A 22854-nucleotide genomic window follows, 5' to 3' on the forward strand; every position below is an offset into this window, starting at 1 on the left:
GGCCCCCGGGGGTGTGGCGTCAGGGGGTGAGGCGGGATACCGCCTCGGCGACCGTGAGTTCTTCGCGGTCGCCGGTGCGGCGGTCCTTGAGTTCTACGATGCCGTCGGCGCTGCGGCGGCCCGCGACCAGGATCTTCGGGACGCCGATCAACTCGGAGTCGGTGAACTTCACGCCGGGGGAGATGCCCGGGCGGTCGTCGACCAGGACGCGGACACCTGCCGCCGCCAGCTTGTCGGAGACTTCGAGGGCCAGCTCCGTCTGGAGGGCCTTGCCGGCCGCCACCACGTGGACGTCCGCCGGGGCGATCTCGTCCGGCCAGACCAGGCCCTTGTCGTCGGCGTGCTGCTCGGCGAGGGCCGCGACGGCGCGCGAGACCCCGATGCCGTACGAGCCCATCGTGACGCGCACCGGCTTGCCGTTCTGGCCGAGGACGTCGAGCTGGAAGGCGTCGGCGTACTTGCGGCCGAGCTGGAAGATGTGGCCGATCTCGATGGCGCGGTCGAGCTTGAGGCCGGTGCCGCAGGCGGGGCAGGGGTCGCCTTCCTGGACCACGACCACGTCGACGTACTCCGAGACCTCGAAGTCACGGCCCGCGACGACGTTCCTCGCGTGCACGCCGTCCTTGTTGGCGCCGGTGATCCACGCGGTGCCGGGGGCGACCCGCGGGTCGGCGATGTACGTGACCTTCTCCAGGCCCTGCGGTCCGACGTAGCCGCGGACCAGGTCCTCGCGGCCCTCGAAGTCCTCGGCGGTGACCAGCTCGACGGCGGCCGGGGCGAAGTGCGCCTCGACCTTGTCCATGTCGACCTCGCGGTCGCCGGGTACGCCGACCGCGACGATCTCGCCGTCGACCTTGACGAGGAGGTTCTTGAGGGTCGCCGAGGCCGGGACCTCCATGTACGCGGCGAGCGTCTCGATGGTCGGGGTGTCCGGGGTCGGGACCTCCACCAGGGCCGGAACACCCTCTGCGTCGACCGGCTGTACCGCGAAGCCGACCGCCTCGGTGTTCGCCGCGTAGTCGCAGTTCGGGCAGTCCGCGAAGGTGTCCTCGCCGGCCGCGGCCGGGGCCAGGAACTCCTCCGACTTCGAGCCGCCCATCGCGCCCGCGGTCGCCGCGCAGATCCGGTAGTCGAGGCCGAGGCGCTCGAAGATGCGCTGGTACGCGGCCCGGTGCAGCGCGTACGACTCGCCGAGGCCCTCGTCGGAGAGGTCGAAGGAGTACGAGTCCTTCATCTGGAACTCGCGGCCGCGCAGGATCCCGGCGCGGGGGCGGGCCTCGTCGCGGTACTTGGTCTGGATCTGGTAGAGGATCACCGGCAGGTCCTTGTAGGACGTGCACTGGTCCTTGACCAGCTGGGTGAAGATCTCTTCGTGGGTCGGGCCCAGCAGGTAGTCGCCGCCCTTGCGGTCCTTGAGGCGGAACAGCTCGGCGCCGTACTCCTCCCAGCGCCCGGTCGCCTCGTACGGCTCCTTCGGAAGCAGAGCGGGGAGCAGGACCTCCTGGCCGCCGATGGCGTCCATCTCCTCGCGGATGACGCGCTCCACATTGGCGTAGACCCGTCGGCCGAGCGGCAGCCAGGACCAGACACCGGCGGCGGTGCGGCGCACGAAACCGGCGCGGACCAGCAGCTTGTGGCTGAGGACTTCGGCGTCCGCCGGGTCGTCGCGCAGTGTCTTCACCATCAATCGGGACATGCGCTGGACCTGGACCTTGGCCATGATTCTTGACTCCTGCGACGAAAGGGTGATGTCAGGAGGTTAGCCGGGCGGCGGGTGCGGCCGGAAATCGGTTCCGGGTCAGCGGATCGCCGGGCGCCGCAGCGGGAGTGGCGCGCCCATCACCGCGTACGGGCGCGGGGCGCTCGGGAACAGCACGTGCCGGGCCAGGTCCTCGTAGCCGAGCGAGCGGTAGAGGCCGCGGGCCGGGCTGTCGAAGTCGATCGCGGAGAGGATCGAGCGGGGCTGGGCGGCGCCGTCGGTGATCGAGGTGATGAGGGTGCGGCCGATGCCGCGGTTCTGGTAGCCGGGGTGGACGTGCAGCTCGGTGATGACGAAGGAGTCGTCGAGCCAGTGGTCCTCGCCGCGGGCGCGCAGGTACGGCTCGACGACGGTGGACCACCAGTGGGCGCGGTCGTTCGGCATGCCGTACACGAAGCCGACGAGGCGCCCTGTGTCGGTGGTGGCGCCGAGGGAACGGGCGCCGGGGTACGTGATGTGCCGCAGCACGATCTGGCGGCGTACGGCGATCTCGTCGTCGGTGAGCCCGAACGCGTAGGCCTGCACGGCGAGCGCCTCGTCGACACGGCTGCGCAGGTCCAGGGGGCCGATGGTGACGGCGCGGTCGTCCGTACGGTTCCGATGCGGCATGCCCGGAGGGTATCGCGGTGGCCGGAGACCCGGGACCGGCATGGTCATCCGTGATCGCCGCCGCGCCACCGGCGCAGGGTCCGCTCGGCGACGCGCGTGTCCTCGTCGTCGGGGCCCAGGACCCCGCGCATGTCCGCGGCGGTCTGCTTCAGGAGCCGGGCGGCGCGGGTCCTGGCGCCCGTCTCCCAGAGGCACATGGCGAGCTTGCCGGCGGCGAGGAGGGTGTCGCGGTGCTCCGGGCCGAGGCGGGCCGTGTCGTCCGCCAGGACGCGCTCCTGCCAGTTCCTGGCCTCCTCGTACCGTCCGGCCTCCCAGAGGCAGTTGACGAGGTGGTCGAGGGAGTCGATGAAGAGAGGGTGGTGCGCGCCGAGCAGTCGTTCGTTGTCGGTGGCCGCGCGTTCCAGGAGCGGGAGCGCCGCTTCGGCGCCACGCGTGTACCAGTAGCTGAGGGCCAGCGAGGTGCGCGCGTGCAGGGTCTGCGCGTTCGACTCGCCGAGATGGCGCTCGCTGTCCGCCAGGACCCGCTCCCGCAGCGGGACGGCCTTGTCGATCATGCCGTTTTCCAGGTAGCAGGCGGCCAGGTTGTGATGGGCGAGGATCGTGTCCGGGTCCCCGGCCCCGACGTGGCGTCGGTAGTCGGCCGCCACCCGCTCCTGCAGGCCGAGGGCGTCGGAGGCGTACGCCGGGCCTGCGCTTCGATACAGGGCCACCAGCTCCTGCTGGGCCTCCAGGGTGCGTTCGTGCTTGCGTCCGTAGGAACGGACGCAAGCGGCCACGGTGCGCTTCTGAAGTGCGATGCCCTCCGTCGTACGACCGGTCTTCACATAGCAGTCGGCGAGACTGGACCGGAGCGCGAAGCGGCGGGCTCGACCGGCGCCCGGGGTTTCCCTCGCGTCGGTCAGCGCCTGCTCGAGGACCGCGATGGCCTCGTCCACGCGGTCGGTCACCCGGTACGCGTCGGCGAGGAACGAACGCGCCCCCAACGTGGCGAGGTGGGTGTCGCCCAGGCAGGCCCGCCCCCGCCGTACGAGGCCTTCCCAATATGCGGTCGCCGTCCCGAACATGCCGCGGTTGAGCCAGCTCGCACCGGCCGTGAACATCAGCTCGTGCCCGTCGGGCAGCCAGAGGTGATCTCCGCCGTGCTCGGTCAACGCCTCCGTGTTGGTCCGCAGTACGGAGGCGAGGGCGGGGTCGTCGGTGTCGTCCTCCGGCCAGATCTCCAGCAGGGCGTCGGCCGCCGCCCGGACGACGGCGCCCGCCTCCTGCTCGGGCACCGACTCGCGTACGGCGCGCGCGGTGAGGGCGTGGATGCGGACGCCCTGTGCCGGGTCGCCGGTCTGGTGGGTGAGGAGCGCGTAGCGGTGCAGCAGCCGCATGGCCGATCTCGCCTCGGCCGCGTCCCGCCCGTCGAGGAAGTCGGTCACGGCCCGCGTCTCCCAGAACGCCTCGGGGTGACCGGTCGGCGACAGATACGCGGCGAGCCGGGCGGCGGGCTCGGCGAGGCCCACCGGGCGGGCCCGCTGGGCCGCTTCGAGGGAGAGCGTGAGGGCGGCGGCGACCTCCCGGCCGTAGCCCTCGCCGTCGCCGCCGTCGCGCGGCAGCGCCTCGTCGAGGCGGGTGCGCCGGTCGGCGAGACGGGTGAGGTAACTGCCGCACGGCAGGCCCTCGTTGATCATGTAGGCGGCGGCGTAGCCGAGGGCCAGGGGGAGGTGCCCGAGTGCCTCGCACAGCTGCCCGGCCGCCTCGTCCGTCCCGTCCGTCCCGTCCGTCTCGTCCGTCTCGTCGAGGAGTCGCGGCTCCTCGGCCTCGTCGAAGCGGGCGCGCAGGTAGTCGACGCTTTCCGACGCGTCGTAGGGGTCGACTTCGAGGACGGCGCGACCGCCGCCGCGCAGTGCGGCGTCGCGGCGGCGGGTGGTGGCGAGGACCCGTCCCCGTGCCGCGCCCGCGGCCGGTGGCCACCAGCCGTCGAGGGCCGCGGGTTCGGCGATGTCGTCGAGGACCACCAGCCAGGAACGGCGGCTGGTGGCGAGCCAGTCGAGGAAGGCGCGGGCATCGGCCTCGGTGCTCTCCCCCACGGCCCGCGACGCCCGGACCGCGCGGGCCGCGTCCGCGTACTGGGGCAGCAGCCGGTCGGGGCGGGAGGCGTCCAGCCATACGACGAGGTCGGTGCCGGCGGACAGTGCGTGGCGGGCGCGTTCGGCGACCAGTTGGGTCTTGCCGACGCCGCCGCCTCCGGTGAGCACCGCGGTGTGCGCGGAGCCGCCGATACGTCGCCGGAGCGCGGCTCGGGGCTGGAAGGCGGTGGCCTCGTCGGGTACGGCGCCGATGCGCAGCGGCCAGGTCAGGGGTTCGCGGGGCGACGGCAGGACGAGGGTGCCGATGGATCCCGCTTGGAACAGTCCGCCGTGCACGTCGCCTCCGGAGAAGCTGTTGTGCGTTTCGTGCGCTTCGTGCGTTTCATGCGTCTCATGCCTGTCGACCATGTCTCCCCCTCACAGTCCCGCGGCCCGCCCCGGCCCGGTCCGGTCGCCGGGCCGCCGCTCAGAACAGCACGCTCATGAACGCCCCGACCTCCTCGAAGCCGACGCGCCGGTACGCGGCTCGGGCCGGGGTGTTGAAGTCGTTGACGTAGAGGCTGACGACGGGCGCGACGTCGGCGAGGGCGTAGCGCAGGACGGCCGCCATGCCGGGGGCGGCGTAGCCGCGGCCGCGGTACTCGGGGGCCACCCAGACGCCCTGGATCTGGCAGGCCTGATCGGTGGCGGCGCCGATCTCGGCCTTGAAGACGACCTTGCCGTGCTCGTCGATGCGGGCGAAGGAGCGTCCTGAGCCGACGAGTTCGGCCACGCGCGCCTGGTAGAGCAGGCCGCCGTCGCCCGCGAGCGGGGAGACGCCGACCTCCTCGGTGAACATCGCCACGCACGCGGGCATGATCGTGTCCATCTCGTCCTTGCGGATGCGGCGGACGTACGGGTCCGGGGCGATGTCGGCGGGCATCCGGTCGGTGACCATCAGCGGCTGGTGGGAGCGGATCTCGCGGGCCGGGCCCCAGCCGGGTTCGAGGAGTTGCCACAGGCGGGCGGTGGGTTCCGCCGGGCCGACGATCGAGGAGCAGCGGCGTCCTGCGCGGCGGGCGCGGTCGGCGAAGCCGCGGACGGCGCGGTCGGTGGCGCAGATCGGGACGAGGTTGGCGCCCGCGTAGCAGAGCGACTCCAGCATGCCGTCCTCGTACCAGCCCCACATCTCGCCGCCGAGCCGCCACGGGTCGAGGCCCGCGACGCGGACGCGGGCCGTGACGAAGGCGTTGGCGACGGGCTCGCGGTCGAGGACGGCGAGCGCGGCGTCGAGGTCGCTCGGTTCGAGGACCCGGGTGGTGGTCTGAGTCAACACGTGCGGAGGGGCCTCACCAGATGGGCTACTGATCTCCGCACTGTACCTGGCGCTCCGCGGGTGTGGCGGGTTACCGGGAGCCGGGGCCGCCCTGACCGTTGGCGCGCCTGCGACGTGGCTGGGCGCGCAGTTCCCCGCGCCCCTGAAAGGGGCGCGGGGAACTGCGCGAACGGGACCATCGGCGCGACCGGCAGCCGCCGACGCAACGCCCCCGCGGGCACCCACGCAAAAGGCCCGCCGCCCCGGAGGGAACGGCGGGCCTCAGCCGCACACGGTTCAGCCGGCGACGGACACCGACGGTTCGCCGGAGGCGATGCCGTCCTTCTCCATCTGCTCGGCGATCTTCATCGCCTCGTCGATCAGCGTCTCGACGATCTTCGACTCGGGCACGGTCTTGATGACCTCGCCCTTGACGAAGATCTGGCCCTTGCCGTTGCCGGAGGCGACGCCGAGGTCGGCCTCGCGGGCCTCGCCGGGACCGTTCACGACGCAGCCCATGACGGCGACACGGAGCGGGACCTCCATGCCGTCGAGGCCGGCCGTGACCTCTTCCGCGAGCTTGTAGACGTCGACCTGGGCGCGGCCGCAGGACGGGCAGGAGACGATCTCCAGGCGGCGCGGCTTGAGGTTGAGGGACTCCAGGATCGCGTTGCCGACCTTGATCTCCTCGACGGGGGGAGCGCTCAAGGACACCCGGATCGTGTCACCGATGCCCTCGGCGAGCAGCGCGCCGAAGGCGACGGACGACTTGATCGTGCCCTGGAAGGCGGGACCGGCCTCGGTCACACCCAGGTGCAGCGGGTAGTCGCACTGCGCGGCGAGCTGCCGGTACGCGTTGACCATGACCACGGGGTCGTTGTGCTTCACCGAGATCTTGATGTCGCGGAAGCCGTGCTCCTCGAAGAGGGAGGCCTCCCAGAGGGCCGACTCGGCGAGGGCCTCGGGCGTCGCCTTGCCGTACTTCTGGAGGAGGCGCTTGTCGAGGGAGCCCGCGTTGACGCCGATGCGGATCGGCGTGCCGTGGTCCTTCGCAGCCTGCGCGATCTCCTTGACCTTGTCGTCGAACTGCTTGATGTTGCCCGGGTTCACGCGGACCGCGGCGCAGCCGGCCTCGATGGCCGCGAAGACGTACTTCGGCTGGAAGTGGATGTCGGCGATGACCGGGATCTGCGACTTGCGCGCGATGACGGGCAGCGCGTCGGCGTCGTCCTGCGTGGGGCAGGCCACGCGGACGATCTGGCAGCCGGAGGCGGTGAGCTCGGCGATCTGCTGCAGCGTGGCGCCGATGTCGGACGTGCGCGTCGTCGTCATCGACTGGACGGACACCGGGGCGTCCCCGCCGACCGCCACGGTGCCGACCTGGATCTGGCGGCTCTTGCGCCGCTCGGCGAGCTTGGTCGGTACCGACGGAATGCCGAGAGAAATCGCAGTCATCTGCTGTGCAACCCCAAGGAGTGGATCGAGTCCAGAGGCTTCCGAGATTACGTCACCGGCGCACGGCCCAGCACATCGCGCCCCGGCAAACCCCCTCAACGAGGGACGGCCCGGCACCAAGGGTGCCGGGCCGTCCCGAACAACGTACGAACACCCCGTGTCCGGGGCCTGATCAGGAGATTTTCACCGGGTTCACGACGTCCGCGATCATCACGAGGAGCGTGAAGCAGACGAAGACACCGGCCACCACATACGCCACCGGCATGAGCTTCGCCACGTCGAACGGGCCCGGGTCCGGGCGCCGGAAGACGCGTGCCACGTTCCGTCGCAGCGACTCCCACAGGGCGCCCGCGATGTGCCCGCCGTCGAGCGGCAGCAGCGGGAGCATGTTGAAGAGGAACAGCGACAGGTTGAAGCCCGCGACCAGCATCAGCGCCATCGCGAGCTGCTGCGTGGCCGGGATGTCCATGGTGAAGATCTCGCCGCCGACCCGGGCCGCGCCCACGACGCCCATCGGGGAGTCCTGCTCGCGGGGGCCGTCGCCGAACGCCGCGTCCCACAGGGCGGGGATCTTGGCGGGCAGCGCGATGATCGAGTCGACCGCGTCGCCGACCCGGTCGGTCATCCAGGTCACGGAGTCGCCGAAGTCCTGCCGTACGACGCCGGTGGCGGCGGTGAAGCCGAGGAAGCCGGCGTTGACGTAGCCGTCGGTGATCTGGCCCCGGGAGTCCTTCTTCGGCACCTGGTTGGTGGCGATCTTGGCGTTGAGGGTCTGCTGGTGGCCGTCGCGCTCCACGACGATCGGCACCGTCTCGCCCGCGCTCTTGCGGATCTCGTCGGACAGGACGTTCCACTCGTCCGTAGTGACGCCGTTGAAGGAGACGATCTTGTCCTTCGGCTGCAGGCCCGCCGCCTTCGCCGGGGACTCGGGATCGGAGGCCTTGCAGGTGTCGCGGTTGGCGCTGGCCTGGATGACGCAGGAGGAGACGGACGAGACGACGTTCGTCTGCTGGGTGACGCCGAAGCCCATCAGGACCGTCAGGAAGAGCCCGATCGCGAGGATCAGGTTCATGAACGGGCCCGCGAACATGACGATGACGCGCTTCCACGGCTTGCGCGTGTAGAAGAGGCGGTCCTCGTCGCCGGGCTGAAGCTCTTCGAAGGCCGCCGCCCGCGCGTCCTCCACCATCGAGCGGAAGGGGGAGGTCGAGCGGGACTCGATGCGGCCGTCGGCGCCGGGCGGGAACATGCCGATCATGCGGATGTAGCCGCCGAGCGGGATGGCCTTGACGCCGTATTCGGTCTCGCCCTTGTGCCGGGAGAAGATCGTGGGGCCGAAGCCGACCATGTACTGGGGCACGCGGATGCCGAACAGCTTGGCCGTCGACAGGTGGCCCAGCTCGTGCCAGGCGATGGAGACGAGCAGACCCACGGCGAAGATCACTATGCCGAGGATCATCATCAAGGTCGTCATGCACGAGCCTCCGCGGCTGCCTTGTCCGTCTTGTCCGCAGTCTTCTTGACCGTGGTCTTCGTCAGTTCACGGGCCCGGGCGCGGGCCCAGGTCTCCGCATCGAGGACGTCCGCGACGGTGAGCGAAGTTCCCGATTCGGATGTGCCACGCTTCTCAGCGATGCAGTCGTTCACGACCTTCGTCACAGTTTCCATGATCCCGTTGAACGGCAGGGCGCCCTTCAGGAACGCGTCCACGCACTCCTCGTTGGCGGCATTGAACACCGCCGGAGCCGTGCCCGCGAGCTCCCCCACGTGTCGGGCGAGCCCCACGGCCGGGAACGCCTCGTTGTCGAGCGGGAAGAACTCCCAGCTGGACGCCTTGGACCAGTCGAAGGCGGGCGCCGCGTCGGGGACCCGCTCGGGCCAGCCGATGCCGAGCGCGATCGGGCCGCGCATGTCGGGCGGGGTGGCCTGGGCGAGCGTCGAGCCGTCGACGAACTCGACCATGGAGTGGACGTACGACTGGGGGTGCACGACGACTTCGATGCGGTCGAAGGGGATGTCGTACAGCAGGTGCGCCTCGATGACCTCAAGGCCCTTGTTGACCAGCGTCGCGGAGTTGATCGTGATGACCGGGCCCATCGCCCACGTGGGGTGCGCGAGGGCGTCGTCCACGGTGACATTCGCGAGGTCCGCCTTCGTACGTCCCCGGAAGGGGCCGCCGGAGGCGGTGACGACGAGCTTGCGGACGTCGGCGCGGGTGCCGCCGGCGAGGGCCTGGAAGAGGGCGGCGTGCTCGGAGTCGACCGGGATGATCTGGCCGGGCTTGGCGAGGCGCTTGACGATCGGGCCGCCGACGATCAGCGACTCCTTGTTGGCGAGCGCGAGGGTGCGGCCCGCTTCGAGGGCGGCGAGCGTCGGGGCGAGGCCGATGGAGCCGGTGATGCCGTTGAGCACGGTGTGGCAGTCGCCACGCCCCGCGATCTCGGTGGCGGCGTCCGGCCCGGCGAGGATCTCCGGCAGCGCCTCCCCCGCCCCGTACTGCGCGGCCAGCGCCTCGCGCAGCGCGGGCACGACGTCCTCGCGGGCCACGGCCACGGTGCGTACGCGCAGCTGCCGCGCCTGCTCGGCGAGCAGTTCCACGCGGCCGCCCGCGGCGCTGAGCGCGGTGACGCGGAACCGGTCGGGATGGCGCAGCACGAGGTCGACGGCCTGCGTGCCGATGGATCCCGTGGAGCCGAGCACGGCGACGTCACGGGGGGCGTCGGCCGGGGCCGGGTCGAAGAGGAGGTGCGGGTCCGCGAGGGGGGCTGGGCTGTCGCTCATGCCCCTATTCTTGCGTGCCTTTCCTGTGTGGCTGACAGGGCGGGTTCAACGAGTCGTCGAACGGATGAAATGAGCGAGGTTCGCGCTCACCACCGCGCGGACGTACAGGGCCGCTCCCCTGACCGCGAAGGGGACGGAGAGCGCGAGGACGCCGAGCGGCCGGTGCCGGATCGTCCCGGTACCGCGTTTCCCTCCGCACGTCGTCGCTCGTCGAGTCCCCCCGGTCCGTCGTGACGGATTCGCCGGAGTTCAGGGCCTGGCGGCTCCCGGGTGGGCCGGGGCGGCGAAGTAGTGGTTCTCCAGGTCCGTGAGGAGGGGTGCGCCGGTGGGGTGCCAGTCGAGGGTCGTGCGGGTGTGGTCGCTGCGGGCCTGCACGCCGTATCCGGCGAATCCCGCCAACCAGCCGTAGTGGTCGGCCGCCTGACGGGGCGTGAGGTGTGTCACCGGGACGTCGAGGCGGCGGGCGATGACGTCGGCGATGTCGCGCAGCATCACTCCCTCCTCGGCCACGCCGTGCAGCCGGGTGCCCGCCGGGGCGGACTCCAGGGCGAGGCGGTAGAGGCGGGCGGCGTCCGAACGGTGCACGGCGGGCCAGGTGTTGGCGCCGTCGCCGACCACCGCCACGGCGCCCTTCTCGCGGGCCACGGCGACGAGCCGGGCCACGAATCCGGGGTCGCCCGCGCCGTGCACGGACGCGGCGAGGCGCAGCACCGAGGCGCGGACGCCGCGTTCGGCGAGGGCGAGCGCGGCGTTCTCCGAGGCGACGCGGACCCCGCCGGGCGAGGCCGTGCTGCCGGGGTCGTCCTCGGTGCCGTGGTGGCCGTGCTCGAAGAGCAGGCCGGAGGTGGCGACGAGGGGTTTTCCGGTATCGGCGAGGGCCGTGCCCATCGCCTCGATCGCCCGCAGGTCGGCGGCGCCCGCGCCCGCGTGGTCGGTGAAGGTGTGGTCGAAGGCGAGGTGGAGGACGCCGTCGGCGTCCTTGGCCGCGGCGGCGAGACCGTCGGGGTCGTCGAGCGAGCCGCGGTACGGGGTGGCGCCGGCCGCCGTCAGTGCGGTGCGGGCTCGCTCCGAGCGGGCCAGGCCGACGACCTCGTGGCCGTGGTCGATCAGCTCGCGGGTGACGGCGGAGCCGACCCAGCCGGTGGCTCCGGTGACGAATACGCGCATGGGTGTGCTCCCTGTGGGCGAGGTGAGTGGGTGCGGGGCGAGGTGCCGGATTCCAGCCTCCGGCCGGGGCCCCGCGCGCGTCCAAAGCCTGTTCCGCATGGGGCCATACGCCCCGCGCATCACCACAGGTCGGCCCGGACGCTCCAGTACTCTGGCGGCATGTCCGAGCTCTCGCCCGAGGCCTTTCTCGATCTACGGCTCGTGCGTTACTTCACCGCCGTCGCCGAGCACCGGAACTTCGGCCGGGCCGCCGAAGCCCTGCACACCACCCAGCCGTCCCTGAGCCGCCAGATCCGCCGCCTGGAACGGCAGTTGGGGGCGCGCCTCCTGGACCGTACGCCGCAGGGGTCGCGGCTGACCGAGGCCGGTGCGGTGTTCCTGCCGCGGGCGGAGGCGCTGTTGCGGGATGCCGCGCGGGCCGCGGCGCAGGTCAGGGCGGCGGCCAGGCCGGCGCGGTGCACCGTCGGGTTCACGCCTGGGCTGATCGTCACGCCCGCCGTGCACGCCCTGCGCCGCCGCCGTCCGGACGCCGAGATCCAGGCCACGCACGTGTCCTGGAAGGAGGCCCGGGACGCCCTGGTGGGCCATCGGGTGGACGCGTTGGTGACCCGGCTCCCGTTTCCCGCCGACGGGCTGGAGGTGACGGTGCTGTACGACGAGCCGCGCTCCGTCCTCGTACCTGCGGAGCACCGGCTCGCCGGGAAGGAGTCGGTCACCTTGGACGACATCGCGGGCGAGCCGCTGCCGCGGATGGCGGGTGATCCGTCGTGGGACGCGTTCTGGCGGTTCGATCCGCGTCCGGACGGCAGCCGGGCGCCGGACGGGCCGGTCATCGAGGCGATCGAGGACAAGGTCGAACTCGTCGCGGACGGGCGTGCGTTGGCCATCTCGGTGGCGGGCCTGCGGTCGCACGCGCTGCGGTCGGACATCGCCGAGGTCGCGCTGGAGGGCGTCGAGCCGTGCCAGGTGGCGCTCGTGACGCGGGTCGGCGACCGGGGTCGGCTCGTCGCGGACTTCAAGGAGGTGGCCCGGGACCGGCTCACCGGTCCCGGGCGGTAGGAGCGTTCGGCCGCAGGCGGGTCAGCGGATCGGGCGGTGGACGTTCTCCCGTTTGCTGGGGCCGGGGGTCGCGTCGGCGATCCAGGGGCCGTCGCCGCTGGGGTCGACGACGCCCTGCTCCAGCCACGTGTACGTACCGCCAATGACGCCCTTGACGACCTTGCGGTCGATGTCGTCGGTGTTGGTCCACAGGCGGTCGAAGAGTTCGTCGACGCGGATGCGGGACTGGCGGCAGAAGGCGTCGGCGAGCTGGTAGGCCTCGCGGCCGTGCGGCTCGGTGGTGCGCAGGAGTTCGGCGCGTACGCAGGAGGCGCTCATGGCGAAGAGTTCGGCGCCGATGTCGACGATCCGGCCGAGGAAGCCCTGCTTCGTCTCCATGCGGCCCTGCCAGCGGGACATGGCGTAGAAGGTGGAGCGGGCGAGCTTGCGGGCGGAGCGCTCTACGTAGCGGAGGTGGGTGGAGAGGTCCGGGTGGCCGGAAGGGTGAAACTCGGCGTAGGTACGCGGGAGTTGGCCAGGCCCCGCCACCAGCTTCGGCAGCCACTTCGCGTAGAAGCCGCCTGCCTTCGCGCCCGCCTTCGCCTTGTCCGTCAGGGACTTCTCGGGGGCGATGAGATCGCCCGCGACCGAGAGATGCGCGTCGACGGCCTCGCGCGCGATCAGCAGGTGCATGATCTCGGTCGAGCCCTCGAAGATGCGGTTGATGCGCAGGTCGCGCAGGACCTGTTCGGCGGGGACGGCGCGTTCGCCGCGCGCGGCCAGCGACTCGGCGGTCTCGAAGCCGCGGCCGCCGCGGATCTGGACCAGTTCGTCGGCCATCAGGCAGCCCATCTCGGAGCCGTACAGCTTGGCGAGGGCGGCCTCGATGCGGATGTCGTTGCGGTCCTCGTCGGCCATCTGGGACGACAGGTCAAGGACCGCCTCCAGGGCGAAGGAGGTCGCCGCGATGAAGGAGATCTTCGCGCCGACGGCCTCGTGGAACGCGACCTGCCTGCCCCACTGTTCGCGCTCCGCCGACCACTCGCGGGCGATCTTGAGACACCACTTGCCGGCGCCGACGCACATCGCGGGGAGGGAGAGGCGGCCGGTGTTGAGGGTGGTGAGCGCGATCTTGAGCCCGGCGCCCTCGGGACCGATGCGGTTGGCCGCCGGGACGCGGACCTGGTGGAAGCGGGTGACGCCGTTCTCGATGCCGCGCAGGCCCATGAAGGCGTTGCGGTTCTCGACGGTGATGCCCTCGTCGGCCGCCTCGACGACGAACGCCGTGATGCCGCCCTTGTGCCCCTCCGACTTCGGTACGCGGGCCATGACGACGAGGAGGTCGGCGACGACGCCGTTCGTCGTCCACAGCTTCACGCCGTCCAGGACGTACGTGTCGTCGCCGTCGGGGACGGCCGTGGTGGCGAGGCGGGCCGGGTCCGAGCCGACGTCGGGCTCGGTGAGCAGGAACGCCGAGATGTCGGTGCGGGCGCAGCGCGGCAGGAACGTGTCCTTCTGCTCCTGCGTGCCGAAGATCTTCAACGGCTGGGGTACGCCGATGGATTGATGGGCCGAGAGCAGCGCGCCGATGGCGGGCGAGGCCGAGCCGACGAGCGCGAGCGACTTGTTGTAGTAGACCTGCGTGAGGCCGAGGCCGCCGTACTTCGTGTCGATCTTCATCCCGAAGGCGCCGAGCTCCTTGAGCCCGTTGATCGTCTCGTCGGGGATCTGCGACTCGCGCTCGATGCGCGCCGAGTCGATCTTCGTCTCGCAGAAGTCGCGCAGCTTGGCGAGGAACTCCTCGCCGCGCTGCGCGTCCTCGTCGGCGGGCAGCGGGTGCGGGTGGATGAGGTCGAGCCGGAACCGGCCGAGGAACAGCTCCTTGGCGAAGCTGGGCTTGCGCCAGTCCTGTTCGCGGGCCGCCTCCGCTACTTCGCGTGCTTCTCGTTCCGAGACCTTGGGCCGGGATGTTGCGGACATGAGGTTCACCTCGCCGCGCGTCGGGTCCACCGCCCGGTTCGTTACCGACCGGTGCTACTGGATCGTATGTACCCGATAGCGGGCATCTCGACCAGTCCTCGCGCGCACCGTTCACCGCCGGGAGCGGTGGTGCCCGTGATACCGGCACCCACAGGCGACCAGGGCACCACGCGCCATTCACGACAAGGCCATCGGGCACACCCACGGGACCGACGAGAGTTCGCTGCCGCCCCTGGGAGGCGACCTTGAGACGCTCGGGGACTGGGCGACCGTGGCCGCCACACTGCACAGAAGGCTCTATCTGACAGCCGCGGTGGATCCGTCCTCCGCCGAGTACGCCGGCACCGCTTTCGCCAGATTCCGCTACCTCTTTTCGACCAGCCCGTTCTGGGACATCCAGTTCAAGGTCGTGACGCACGAGGTAAAGGTCGGAGACGCGAAATACCGCCCCTTCAGCAGGGCACTGCACGCGTTCTGCGAGAGTTCTCGGATTTCTCCGGAAATCAGCGGCGCCATGCTGGACCGGTTCGGGGCGATGCTCCATCTCGCACTCCGCCAGGACGGGCCATCGGAAAAGCGAAGCCTGCTGCTGAATTCGACCATCGCGGCCACCGAGGGCGAGGTGCACGTCGTACTCGCCTACGCGCTGGCAGAGCTGAGCATGCCGCGCCTGCGTGATGTCTACCGGATTCCCGACCAGGGGATACAGGTGGTGTTCGGCGACGGCGTACTCGACTACGAGTTCTGCCAACGCCACGCGAACAGCATCCGCACCTACGAGGCGACACCGATAAACGACTGGGAAAACCTGGCCTCCGCCAATCACGAAGAAGAGAGCGTGTGCGAGGACACCGCGTAGCAGACGCCCGAAGCCAGGACACCCGGAACAGCCGACGGCCGGAGCCCCCGCACAGTGGGCTCCGGCCGTCGTGGGCGGCGCGCGGTACAGGCGCGCGCCGGGTCCTGAAACAGGCGGGTCGGGTCAGAGGGCGAGGCCCGTCAGGACGAGGACACGCTCGTACGTGTAGTCGTCCATGGCGAACTTGACGCCCTCGCGGCCGACGCCGGACTGCTTGGCGCCGCCGTACGGCATCTGGTCGGCGCGGTAGGACGGGGCGTCGCCGATGACCACGCCGCCGACCTCGAGGGCGCGGTGGGCGCGGAACGCGGTCTGCAGGTCGTGGGTGAACACGCCTGCCTGGAGGCCGTACTTGGAGTCGTTGACGGTGGCGAAGGCCTCGGCCTCGCCGTCCACCTTCTTCACCGTGAGGACCGGTCCGAAGACCTCCTCGCAGGCGATCGTGACATCGGCCGGTACGTCGGCGAGGACGGTCGGCGCGTAGGTGGCACCGTCGCGCTTGCCGCCGGCGAGGAGGCTCGCCCCCGCCTGTACGGCCTCGTCGACCCAGGACTCGACGCGCTTCGCGGCGTCCTCGCTGACCAGCGGGCCCACGTCGGTGGCGGCGTCGGCCGGGTCGCCGGTGACCTGGGCCTCGACGGCCGCGACGACCTTCGGCAGGAGCCGGTCGTACACGGCGGCGTCGGCGATGACGCGCTGCACCGAGATGCAGGACTGGCCGCCCTGGTAGTTGGAGAACGTGGCGATGCGGCTCGCCGCCCAGTCCAGGTCGGCCTCGGAGGCGTAGTCGGCGAGGACGACGGCCGCGCCGTTGCCGCCGAGCTCCAGGGTGCAGTGCTTGCGCGGGACGCTGTCCATGATCGCGTAGCCGACGGGGCCGGAACCGGTGAAGGAGATGACCGGGAGGCGCTCGTCCTGTACGAGGGCGGGCATGCGGTCGTTGGGGACCGTGAGGACCGACCAGGAACCGGCCGGGAGGTCCGTCTCCGCGAGCAGCTCGCCCAGGATGAGCGAGGAGATCGGGGTGGCCGGGGCCGGCTTGAGGATGATGGGCGCGCCCACCGCGATGGCCGGGGCGACCTTGTGGGCGCTCAGGTTCAGCGGGAAGTTGAAGGGCGCGATGCCGAGGACGACGCCCTTCGGGATGCGGCGGGTGATGGCCATGCGGCCGGTGCCGCCGGCGTCGGTGTCGAGGCGCTGGGCCTCGCCGCTGTTCCAGCGGCGGGCCTCCTCGGCGGAGAAGCGGAACACGGAGACGGCGCGGCCGACCTCGCCGCGGGCCCACTTGATCGGCTTGCCGTTCTCCGCGGAGATCAGCTGGGCGATCTCCTCGGTGCGCTCGATCAGGCGGTCGGCGACGTGGTTCAGGGCCTTGGCCCGTACGTGCGCCGGGGTCGCGGCGAACTCGTCCACCACGGAGTGGGCGGCGGCGACGGCCTCTTCCACCTGGGCCTCGGTGGGCTCGGCGACGGTGCCGACGAGGCGGCCGTCGTAGGAGTTGTGCACGTCGAACGTCGTGTCACCGGTGGCCTGGCGGCCGGCGAGCCAGAAGGCGTGGGTGTCGGTCATGGGTGTGTGTACCGGCCTCTCCGTGGGGTTTGCGGTGGGTGTGACCACGGTAGGGCGGGTGGCGGGGGTGGGCGTTTCGCCGCCGCGGAGTGGTCCCCACGCCCAACTTCGCCATTTCGGCACAACGGCGTTGCGGCCTCGGGGCTCTGCCCCGGACCCCGCGCCTCAAACGCCGGCGGGGCTGGATATAACGCCGGTGAGGCTGGCTGCGGGGGTGGGGAGATCAAGCCCCTGCGGCGATTGAGCAGCGGGGTCCGGGGCGGAGCCCCGGGCGTCGGCGTCAGGTGCCGGTGGCCTTGAGGGCCAGCCAGAGCTCCATGCGGACGTCCGGGTCGTCCAGGGAGCGGCCGAGGATTTCCTCGACGCGGCGCATGCGGTAGCGGAGGGTGTGGCGGTGGACGCCCAGGTCCGCCGCCGCGGCGTCCCACTGACCGTGCCGCGAGAGCCACGCCCGCAACGACCGGACCAGGTCCCCGCGCCCCGTCGCGTCGTGGTCGCGCAGCGCCCGCAGGAGTCCGTCCGCGAACGCGCGGACCGCGTCGTCGCCGAGGAGGGGGAGGACGGAGCCCGTCGCGACGTCCTCGTGCTCCACCAGAACCCGCCCCCGCCGCCGCGCGACGGACAGCGCCTGTTCGGCCTGCTTGTACGCGGACACCGCCGCGATCGGCCCGGCCGGCGCCGAGAACCCGATGACAAGGCCCTCCTCGGAGGAGGACGCGCCCTCGCCGCGCGTGGCCTCCAACGCCTCCGCGTACTGGAGGCACGCCTCCGCCGCCGCCCCGCCGTCGACGGCGAGCAGCACGAGCCGCTGGCCGTCGGGGACGACGAGCAGCGCCTCACCGGAACGCGCCGCCGCCGACTCCACCACGTCCGCGAGCACCGGCAACGGCCCCGCCCCCGGCCCCCCGGCCCCGGTCACCGCCTCCGCGAGCAGCGCCGCGGTCCCGGCCGGCTGCGCACCGGTACCGGTCGACTGCGCCAGCGCCGTCCCGCCCGACGGCGACGAGGCGGCGTCCGCGATCACCATCCGGAACGGCGCGTCGAGCAGCGCCCCGTACAGGTCTCCGGCGACGGCGCGCGCGTGGTCGGGTTCGCCCGCGAGGAGCATCCGCAGGACGGCCGCGCCGATCCGCTGCTCGGCGGCGTACAGGGCGCGGGAGCGTTCGGTGGTGAGGGTGAGGAGGGCGATCGCCGAGTGGAGGGCGTACCGCTCGGCCGTGCCGAGGGTCGCGGCCGTGCCGACCGCGAGCGCCGCGCGGGGGCGCCGCCCTGTGCCGATGGAGTGGAGTTCGACGCGGTCGTCGGAGCCGGACTCCACCACCGCGCTGGCGGGTGCGGGGCGTTCCCGGAGCCGTTCGACCTCGCCCGTGAGGCGGGCGGCGCGGCGGCCCGCCCACTCCGGGGCGGTGGCGACGACCGCGCCGGACGCGTCGTACAGCGCGGCCCACCCGTCGATCTGCGCGGCGAGCACGGCGAGCACGCCCTCGGGGCCCGCGTTCAGCGCCTGCTTGGTCAGCTCGCGCTGCGCGGCGAAGCCGGAGGTGACCGCCTTGTACTGTTCGGCGGCGATCGCGGCCGAGACCGCCTTGCTGATCGCGATGAAGGGGGTGCGGGGCGGCACCGCGAGCAGCGGCAGGCCCTCGTCCTTCGCCGCCTTCACCAGGGCTTCCGGTACGTCGTCGTAGTTGACGCCGACGGCGAAGCCGAGGCCGACGACCCCGGCGTCGACGAGCCGCTTCACGTAGCGGCTCATGGCCTCGGGGTCCTCGGCGTCCAGCTTGAGCGCGGTGATGAGGAGGAGTTCGCCGCCCTCCATGTACGGGACGGGGTCGGCGAGTTCGCTCACGTGCGCCCAGCGGACCGGGGTGTCCAGATGCTGCTCGCCCGCGCGCACGCCGAGCTTGAGCGCCGAGTGGTGGACGAGCGAGGCGAGCGTGGGCGGCATGGGCCAGGCCTTCGGTGAGCTGGGCGGGACGTACGTACGCGTGGATCGGTGGTCGGGGATCCGGTTGTCAGGGGATCCGGTTCTCGTGGATCTTGTGAAGCTTTTGGCCGGTCCGTATGAACGACCAGTGCCGATTCTGCCTCACCGTACGTACCACTGGGGCCCTGCCCCCGGGAAGCTCAGTGAACCTTCAGGTGCCCTCAGGCCGTTCTCAGGCCCGGTTCTCAGCCCCGCAGGTCCACGAGCAGCGGCGGAGCGTGCTCACCGCGCACGGTGGTGACAGAGAGCACAGCGTGACCGGGCGGCACCGCGTGCGCCAGGTCGGAGGCCGACCAGCGTTCGCGCTCGACCTTGCGGACGGTGACCGCGTCCCTGGTGACGGCCTTCCCGGTCACCATCTGGCGCGCCTTGTACAGCGCGCGGGTCAGCGGCTGCTGAGCGAACACCGCGTGCTGGGCGACCTCCTCGGTCTCCACCCACTCGGTGCCCCACGCCTCGGCGAACCGCCTGCCGTCCCACGTGGTGACCCCGGAGAACGCCATGCGGCAGCCCACGGCCGCGTACAGCGGACCCTGCAAGGGCTCGGCGACCTCGCCGATGGTGCGCAGGCCGAGCACGACGCCCGCGTGCGTGGACCGCAGGCGCTGGATGCCGCGGACCGTCTCGGCGGTCACGGTGCGCGCCGCGTCGTCGAGGACCAGGCACGCGAAGTGGGAGCGCCGCTCCCGGCCGCGTACGACGGAGGTGAACTGGGCGAGGAGGAGCCGGGCGAGGAGCCGGGACGCCTCTTCGTGGCCCTGCTCGGGCAGGTCGACGCGGACCCGCAGGGGGTGGTGGGCGAGGGCGCGTACGGAGAACGGGCGGGCGGCGGCCGGGTCGAAGAAGCCGGAGAAGACGGGGCGGTCGAGGAGCGCGAGGCGGTCGGCGAGCAGTGGGCCCGGGTCGCTCGCGGTGCCGAACTGGCGCTGGCGGGCGTCGAGTTCGCGGCGCATCGGGGATTCGGCGAGGAGCCGTCCCTTGAGGTCGGCGAGGGCCTCGGGGTCGCCCTCCAGGAGTTCGCGGAGCACCGGTACGGAGGGGAACGTGCCGTGCGCCTCGCGGTAGGGGCCGAGGAGTTGGGCGAGCGCGGTGGCGGCGCGCCGGGTGACGCCTTGTTCATCGGCGGACAGGTCGCCGACCAGGCCCTCGGCGAGGAAGCCCGCGGCCTCGTCGGCGTCGGTGGCGTCCGCGTACAGGTCGAGGTCGTGCACCGAGGACCGGTCGCCCGGCCTGACCACCACGTCGTACGCGTCGTCGGGGCCGAGCGGGGTGCCCGCAGCGCAGACCGCGAGGACGGCGCAGCTTCCGGTGAGCGCCTGGAGGGCGAGCGATTCGACGACGGGGCGTACGACACCGGCCGTCTTGCCGGCACCGGAGGGGCCCACCGCAAGCAGCGAGGTGCCAAGGAGGCTCGGGTCGAGGGCGACGCCCGCGCCCCGCAGCACGTACGGATTGCGCTCGTCGCGCGCGTAGGAGCCGATCCGCACCTGGCCGACGAGCAGGTCGTGGGCCGCCGCACGGGCCGGGAGGTCGCGCTGCCCCGAGGGGTGCGTCCAGGCGCCCGCGCCCTGCTTGAGGACGGTGTCGGCGAAGGTGGCGGGGGCCGTGGAGGTGCGCCAGGCGTGGGTGACGCGCGCGCAGTCGACGTCGTTCATGCGCCCGCTCGCGACCTCTGCGGTGAGCACGTCGGCGGCCTGGTCCTGGCCCGCCTCGCGCAGGTGCTCCCAACTCGCGCGCGGGGGTGGCGCGGTGGGCCGGGGCGGCGCCTTGCGGGCCTTCTTGCGCCGCGCCGACCAGACGTCGAGCCAGCCCCCGATCCGGGCGAACGGCCACAGCATCGCCAGGGCGATCAGGGTGTACACCAGATTGCCGATGACCGGGGTGTCGAAGAGACCGAATCCGCCGGTGAGGAGCGCGATGAGGGAGAGGACCGGGTCGACGATCGGCAGCGGCCGCCAGTCGAGCCCCAGCTCCTGGGGCCAGGAGAGGATCAGTACGCCGACGGCGGCGATCGCGGCGACGACGGCGCGGGCCGGTTGCGGGCGGCGGACGACGAAGTGCCGGATCCCTTCCCCCCAGGCGCCGAAGCGCCCCACGAGGAAGACGATGGCGCCGAAGGCGACTCCCTGGTATACGACCTGCGCCTGGAACGCCTTGGTGTCGCGGGGGGACGTGGTTCCCGGCCACCACCAGCCGTCCGGCGTGAAGATCTTCAGCGGGACCCACTGGTACGGCAGCGTGCCGCGCCGCCACAGGCTCCACAGCAACACGCCGACCAGGAACGACACCGCCATCCACGCGAGCAGCTTGCGCCCGATGGCCGTCGTGTCCCGCTCGGGGGGCCGGGGCACGTACTCGTACCGCCACACGCCCGGTTGGGCCTTGGGGCGGCGCGCGGCGAGCCACTCGGCGACCGAGCCGCGGGGCGCGCCCGGCGCCTGCCGGGGCATCGGCGGGGCGGCCGGGCGGGGCGGCCGCGCGGGACGCGGCACGGGTGCGGCCTGCCGCGGCTCGCCGCCCGCTCCCTGCGTCTCCTGCGTGCCGCCGTCGCTGTCCCTCACCTGGGCCCCCTGACCTGCCGGTGTGTCCGTGCCATGTGCGTCGATCGCGCCTCAATCTAATGCCCGCGCCAGGGGAGTTCACCGCTTACGCGCCCCGCCGCCCCGAAGAGGCGACCTGTCCAAGACGGACAACACCCGGCCCCGACCCCGCCCCGATGGAGCATGACCACCCCGCTCCCCCGCCCCTAACCTGCGAGAACCCCCCGAAAACAGCCCCGGCGGCACCGAGCCCGGGAGCCGGATCCGGCCCACCAGAAACAAAAAGGAGCCCCGCATGAGCGACATCCCGCAGGAGCGCCGCGTCGTCACCGCCATCCCCGGCCCGAAGTCGCAGGAGCTGCAGGCCCGCCGCAGCGCGGTCGTCGCCGCGGGCGTGGGCTCCACGCTGCCGGTGTTCACCGCCAAGGTGGACCGCGGCATCATCGAGGACGTCGACGGCAACCGCCTCATCGACTTCGGTTCCGGCATCGCCGTGACCTCGGTCGGCGCCTCCGCCGAGGCCGTGGTCCGCCGCGCCTCCGCCCAGCTGCAGGACTTCACGCACACCTGCTTCATGGTCACGCCGTACGAGAGCTACGTCGCGGTCGCCGAGGCGCTCGCCGAGCTGACGCCGGGCGACCACGAGAAGAAGTCGGCCCTGTTCAACTCGGGCGCCGAGGCCGTCGAGAACGCCGTCAAGATCGCCCGCGCCTACACCAAGCGCCAGGCGGTCGTCGTCTTCGACCACGGCTACCACGGCCGTACGAACCTGACGATGGCGCTGACCGCGAAGAACATGCCGTACAAGCACGGCTTCGGCCCGTTCGCCCCCGAGGTCTACCGCGCCCCGCTGGCGTACGGCTACCGCTGGCCGACCGGCGCCGAGAACGCCGGTCCTGAGGCCGCGAAGCAGGCCATCGACCAGATCTCCAAGCAGGTCGGCGCGGACAACGTCGCCGCGATCATCATCGAGCCGGTGCTCGGCGAGGGTGGCTTCATCGAGCCGGCCAAGGGCTTCCTCCCGGCGATCCGCCAGTACGCCGCCGACAACGGCATCGTCTTCGTCGCGGACGAGATCCAGTCCGGCTTCTGCCGTACGGGCCAGTGGTTCGCGTGCGAGGACGAGGGCATCGTCCCGGACCTGATCACGACCGCCAAGGGCATCGCGGGCGGCCTCCCGCTCGCCGCCGTGACCGGCAAGGCCGAGATCATGGACGCCGCGCACGCGGGCGGCCTCGGCGGCACCTACGGCGGCAACCCGGTGGCCTGCGCCGGTGCGCTTGGCGCCATCGAGACGATGAAGGAGCTCGACCTCAACGCCAAGGCGAAGGAGATCGAGACGACGATGAAGTCGCGCCTGTCGGCGATGCAGGAGAAGTTCCCGGTCATCGGCGACATCCGCGGCCGCGGCGGCATGATCGCCGTCGAGCTGGTCAAGGACCCGGCCACCAAGGAGCCGAACCCGGAGGCCACCGCCGCGCTCGCCAAGGCCTGCCACGCCGAGGGCCTGCTCGTCCTCACCTGCGGCACCTACGGCAACGTGCTCCGCTTCCTGCCGCCGCTCGTGATCGGCCAGGACCTCCTCAACGAGGGCCTGGACATCATCGAGAACGCGCTCGCGGCGCTCTGAGCCACGCCTCTGCCACGCCCCGAGGTGCCTCCCGCAACGGGAGGCACCCGGCTCAATCGTGACGGCACACACCGTCACACGTCCGTGACCTGCGACGACGGTCGGGGCGTGTGA

The 22854-nt window shown here is 72.0% G+C and carries 15 protein-coding genes; 3 read left to right on the top strand and 12 right to left on the bottom strand.

What is annotated here, in order from left to right:
* Positions 1–19 precede the first annotated feature (19 nt).
* From RBJ65_RS24265 to RBJ65_RS24300, 8 genes are all read right to left on the bottom strand, one after another.
* A complete protein-coding gene (locus RBJ65_RS24265; protein WP_306318661.1) occupies positions 20–1720 on the bottom strand; it encodes a proline--tRNA ligase in 1701 nt (566 codons plus the stop codon).
* 78 nt (positions 1721–1798) lie between these two features.
* Positions 1799–2368: a GNAT family N-acetyltransferase gene (locus tag RBJ65_RS24270; protein ID WP_306318662.1), complete on the bottom strand. Its 570-nt coding sequence runs from the start codon at positions 2366–2368 to the stop codon at positions 1799–1801.
* A gap of 44 nt (positions 2369–2412) precedes the next feature.
* Complete coding sequence (locus tag RBJ65_RS24275) at positions 2413–4851, bottom strand: tetratricopeptide repeat protein (RefSeq protein ID WP_306318663.1); 2439 nt, start codon at positions 4849–4851, stop codon at positions 2413–2415.
* 58 nt (positions 4852–4909) lie between these two features.
* The gene (locus tag RBJ65_RS24280) at positions 4910–5758 is read right to left on the bottom strand and encodes a GNAT family N-acetyltransferase (protein ID WP_306318664.1); all 849 of its coding nucleotides are present in this window, start codon (positions 5756–5758) and stop codon (positions 4910–4912) included.
* A 276-nt stretch (positions 5759–6034) separates the two neighbouring features.
* The gene (gene ispG / locus RBJ65_RS24285) at positions 6035–7192 is read right to left on the bottom strand and encodes a flavodoxin-dependent (E)-4-hydroxy-3-methylbut-2-enyl-diphosphate synthase (protein ID WP_306318665.1); all 1158 of its coding nucleotides are present in this window, start codon (positions 7190–7192) and stop codon (positions 6035–6037) included.
* A 172-nt stretch (positions 7193–7364) separates the two neighbouring features.
* Positions 7365–8666, bottom strand: a complete 1302-nt coding sequence (locus RBJ65_RS24290; RefSeq protein WP_306318666.1) for an RIP metalloprotease — start codon at positions 8664–8666, stop codon at positions 7365–7367.
* Positions 8663–9973 (bottom strand): 1-deoxy-D-xylulose-5-phosphate reductoisomerase, encoded by a 1311-nt coding sequence (dxr, locus tag RBJ65_RS24295; RefSeq protein ID WP_306318667.1) that lies wholly within the window; start codon positions 9971–9973, stop codon positions 8663–8665. Before dxr ends, RBJ65_RS24290 begins: the two co-directional genes overlap by 4 nt.
* Before the next feature lie 249 nt (positions 9974–10222).
* Positions 10223–11140, bottom strand: a complete 918-nt coding sequence (locus tag RBJ65_RS24300) for an SDR family oxidoreductase (protein WP_306318668.1) — start codon at positions 11138–11140, stop codon at positions 10223–10225.
* 159 nt (positions 11141–11299) lie between these two features.
* On the opposite strand from RBJ65_RS24300, the gene RBJ65_RS24305 reads away from it, so the two are divergent.
* The gene (locus RBJ65_RS24305; RefSeq protein WP_306318669.1) at positions 11300–12199 is read left to right on the top strand and encodes a LysR family transcriptional regulator; all 900 of its coding nucleotides are present in this window, start codon (positions 11300–11302) and stop codon (positions 12197–12199) included.
* 21 nt (positions 12200–12220) lie between these two features.
* Here the strand turns inward: RBJ65_RS24305 and RBJ65_RS24310 are convergent, their stop codons facing one another.
* Positions 12221–14158 (bottom strand): acyl-CoA dehydrogenase family protein, encoded by a 1938-nt coding sequence (locus tag RBJ65_RS24310; protein WP_306318670.1) that lies wholly within the window; start codon positions 14156–14158, stop codon positions 12221–12223.
* A gap of 271 nt (positions 14159–14429) precedes the next feature.
* On the opposite strand from RBJ65_RS24310, the gene RBJ65_RS24315 reads away from it, so the two are divergent.
* Positions 14430–15017, top strand: a complete 588-nt coding sequence (locus RBJ65_RS24315) for a hypothetical protein (protein ID WP_306318671.1) — start codon at positions 14430–14432, stop codon at positions 15015–15017.
* Positions 15018–15140: 123 nt separating this feature from the next.
* Here the strand turns inward: RBJ65_RS24315 and RBJ65_RS24320 are convergent, their stop codons facing one another.
* The 3 genes from RBJ65_RS24320 to RBJ65_RS24330 all read right to left on the bottom strand — a co-directional run bounded on the left by RBJ65_RS24320 (position 15141) and on the right by RBJ65_RS24330 (position 21020).
* Complete coding sequence (locus RBJ65_RS24320) at positions 15141–16586, bottom strand: aldehyde dehydrogenase family protein (protein ID WP_306318672.1); 1446 nt, start codon at positions 16584–16586, stop codon at positions 15141–15143.
* Positions 16587–16866: 280 nt separating this feature from the next.
* On the bottom strand, positions 16867–18531 hold the full coding sequence (locus RBJ65_RS24325) for a PucR family transcriptional regulator (protein ID WP_306318673.1): 1665 nt from the start codon (positions 18529–18531) through the stop codon (positions 16867–16869).
* Positions 18532–18755: 224 nt separating this feature from the next.
* Complete coding sequence (locus tag RBJ65_RS24330) at positions 18756–21020, bottom strand: ATP/GTP-binding protein (RefSeq protein WP_306318906.1); 2265 nt, start codon at positions 21018–21020, stop codon at positions 18756–18758.
* Between the two features lie 385 nt (positions 21021–21405).
* On the opposite strand from RBJ65_RS24330, the gene gabT reads away from it, so the two are divergent.
* Positions 21406–22740 carry a 4-aminobutyrate--2-oxoglutarate transaminase gene (gene gabT, locus RBJ65_RS24335; RefSeq protein ID WP_306318674.1) on the top strand — a complete coding sequence of 445 codons (1335 nt, stop codon included), beginning with the start codon at positions 21406–21408 and terminating at the stop codon, positions 22738–22740.
* Positions 22741–22854 lie beyond the last annotated feature (114 nt).

Source organism: Streptomyces sp. KL109B (assembly GCF_030766935.1).
GTDB lineage: Bacteria > Actinomycetota > Actinomycetes > Streptomycetales > Streptomycetaceae > Streptomyces.

Excerpts from the sequence above, each read along its gene's own strand:
- RBJ65_RS24330 (WP_306318906.1), bottom strand. The coding sequence starts at position 21,020 with ATGCCCCGGCAGGCGCCGGGCGCGCCCCGCGGCTCGGTCGCCGAGTGG.
- RBJ65_RS24300 (WP_306318668.1), bottom strand. The coding sequence starts at position 11,140 with ATGCGCGTATTCGTCACCGGAGCCACCGGCTGGGTCGGCTCCGCCGTC.
- RBJ65_RS24270 (WP_306318662.1), bottom strand. The coding sequence starts at position 2,368 with ATGCCGCATCGGAACCGTACGGACGACCGCGCCGTCACCATCGGCCCC.
- gabT (WP_306318674.1), top strand. The coding sequence starts at position 21,406 with ATGAGCGACATCCCGCAGGAGCGCCGCGTCGTCACCGCCATCCCCGGC.
- RBJ65_RS24325 (WP_306318673.1), bottom strand. The coding sequence starts at position 18,531 with ATGCCGCCCACGCTCGCCTCGCTCGTCCACCACTCGGCGCTCAAGCTC.
- RBJ65_RS24305 (WP_306318669.1), top strand. The coding sequence starts at position 11,300 with ATGTCCGAGCTCTCGCCCGAGGCCTTTCTCGATCTACGGCTCGTGCGT.
- RBJ65_RS24275 (WP_306318663.1), bottom strand. The coding sequence starts at position 4,851 with ATGGTCGACAGGCATGAGACGCATGAAACGCACGAAGCGCACGAAACG.
- RBJ65_RS24290 (WP_306318666.1), bottom strand. The coding sequence starts at position 8,666 with ATGACGACCTTGATGATGATCCTCGGCATAGTGATCTTCGCCGTGGGT.
- RBJ65_RS24310 (WP_306318670.1), bottom strand. The coding sequence starts at position 14,158 with ATGTCCGCAACATCCCGGCCCAAGGTCTCGGAACGAGAAGCACGCGAA.
- RBJ65_RS24320 (WP_306318672.1), bottom strand. The coding sequence starts at position 16,586 with ATGACCGACACCCACGCCTTCTGGCTCGCCGGCCGCCAGGCCACCGGT.
- dxr (WP_306318667.1), bottom strand. The coding sequence starts at position 9,973 with ATGAGCGACAGCCCAGCCCCCCTCGCGGACCCGCACCTCCTCTTCGAC.
- ispG (WP_306318665.1), bottom strand. The coding sequence starts at position 7,192 with ATGACTGCGATTTCTCTCGGCATTCCGTCGGTACCGACCAAGCTCGCC.
- RBJ65_RS24265 (WP_306318661.1), bottom strand. The coding sequence starts at position 1,720 with ATGGCCAAGGTCCAGGTCCAGCGCATGTCCCGATTGATGGTGAAGACA.